Here is a 1,448-nt window from a genome sequence, read left to right on the forward strand (position 1 = left end):
AAAGTAACGGTTTCTACTTGATCATCAGCTGCTTTACTACCATCAGCGTAAACGTAGTGGATAGTTCTCGTAATTGATTTGGTTAAGTTATCTTTACTAGTTCCATCAGGATATTTTGGTCCAGTTGGGTTATTTGGATCAATTGGTTCACCTGGGTTTCCTGGATTGTCAGGGGTAACCGTCTTCATCTTGTGTTTCAAGACAACCTTGAAAGTTGGATTATCGGTATTAAATTCATACCCATTTGGATAGCCGTCAGTGACTAATTCGTAACCTTGGGCCTCTAAGCTGGCAATTTCGTTCTTTGTACTGTAATCAGACTTAGAACCGAACTTACCGTTTAAATTGTCAGTTTTAATAACCCGGTTACCATCATCTTGGTCAATGTACTGAACATGAGCCTGTTCATCGTTAGCAGTGTAGGTAACCGTATCAGTCGAGTCGGTTGAGTCGGCAGTAGTAGTTAGAGCACCAATGGTTGCCTTGTCAGGGGTGTAACCAGTAATTTCAGGTGACTTGATTGAGCTAAAGACCGCATTCTTAGTACTCCAGTCGCCATAACTGATGATCTTGCCGGTAACCTGGTCAAAGGTTGCGGTCCGAGTGTAAGTGACCGTTTCAACTTGATCATCAGCTGCTTTACTACCATCAGCGTAGACGTAGTGCACCGTTCTTGTAATGTTCTTAGTCAAGTCATTTACGCCAGTTCCATCAGGATACTTTGGTCCAGTTGGGTTATTTGGATCAACTGGTTGTCCTGGTTGTCCCGGGTTATCTGGCGTAACCGTCTTGGTTTTGTGCTTAAAAACAACTTTGAAAGTTGGGTTGTCGGTATTAAATTCATAACCATTTGGATAACCATCAGTGACTAATTCGTAACCTTGGGCCTCTAAGCTGGCAATTTCATCCTTGGTTGAGTAATCAGACTTAGAACCAAACTTACCAGTTAAGTTATCAGTCTTGATAACTCGGTTGTTGTCATCTTGGTCAATATACTGAACGTGAGCTTGCTCATCGTTAGCAGTGTATGTGACTTTAACGTCTGAATTTTTCGTATCAGCAGTGGCAGTTTCAGAACCAACAGTTGCTTGATCAGGGGTATAACCGGTAATGGCTGGTGAATCAACCGAACTAAAGACATCATTGTCAGATGTCCAAGCACCATAAGTTATCTCACCAGTTACTTCATCAAAGGTGGCCGTTCTGTTAAACGTAACCGTTTCTACTTTGTCATCTGCGGCTTTACTGCCATCGGCGTAAACGTAGTGGATGGTTCTCGTAATGGACTTAGTCAAGTTGTCCTTGCTAGTGCCATCAGGATACTTCGGTCCCGTTGGGTTGTTTGGATCCACTGGTTGACCTGGGTTTCCAGGGTTATCTGGCGTAACTTCCTTGGTCTTGTGCTTTAAGACAACTTGGAAGGTGGGATTATTGTCGCCAAACTTGTA

The 1,448-nt window shown here is 43.0% G+C and carries 1 protein-coding gene; it reads right to left on the bottom strand.

Translation table 11 applies throughout. The annotated features are described in order from the left end of the window. The coding region (locus AC6UC9_RS06920) for a mucin-binding protein (RefSeq protein WP_500701538.1) at nt 1–1,448 on the bottom strand (1,448 nt) is incomplete at both ends.

The organism is Fructilactobacillus sp. X7R4C1, from assembly GCF_059901115.1.